Origin of the sequence: Pseudomonas sp. D2002, assembly GCF_013385735.1 — a bacterium.
In the GTDB taxonomy this organism is placed as follows: Bacteria; Pseudomonadota; Gammaproteobacteria; order Pseudomonadales; family Pseudomonadaceae; genus Aquipseudomonas.
Genome location: NZ_JACAPL010000002.1, coordinates 427251 through 427910, shown reverse-complemented (window position 1 = coordinate 427910; position 660 = coordinate 427251). Strand labels below are relative to the sequence as shown.

The 660-nt window shown below is 54.1% G+C and carries 1 pseudogene; it reads left to right on the top strand.

The window, feature by feature from the left end:
- Window positions 1-266: 266 nt before the first annotated feature.
- Window positions 267-660, top strand: a pseudogene (locus HX783_RS29790) (hypothetical protein); the annotation flags it as partial.

Here is a 660-nt window from a genome sequence, read left to right as displayed (position 1 = left end):
GGGGCGATCCCAGATCAAAATCAAGATCAAAATCTACAGCACGGCGGCCTAGTAGCCGACCTGAGTGGTAGAAGCAAAAGCAGGGCAAAAGCACATCTACCTGATGTACTGAGATCCAAAATGTGGGAGCGGGCTTGCTCGCGAATGCGGTGTGTCAGCCAGCTATTGTGTAACTGACCCACCGCCTTCGCGAGCAAGCCCGCTCCCACAATTTTACCGAGTTCGGCCACCAGACCAGTGTGCTCTGCTTTTCTGTGGGAGCTGGCTTGCCTGCGATGCAGGCAACTCGGTACATCAGGCATAACCAGTTGATGCCATCGCAGGCAAGCCAGCTCCCACATTTGGTTGAGTTCAGTTTCCAAAATCAGGTCGGCTACCAGGCCGCCTCCCACAATTTTACCGAGTTCGGCGACCAGACCACTGTGCTCTGTTTTTCTGTGGGAGCTGGCTTGCCTGCGATGCAGGCAACTCGGTACATCAGGCATAACCAGTTGATGCTATCGCAGGCAAGCCAGCTCCCACATTTGGTTGAGTTCAGCTTCCAAAATCAGGTCGGCTGTCAGGCCGCCTCGGCCTTGCTTTTGATCCAACCACTCAGGTCGGCTACCAGGCCGCCGTGCTCTGCTTTTGATCTTGATCTGCTTTTGATTTTGATCTTAG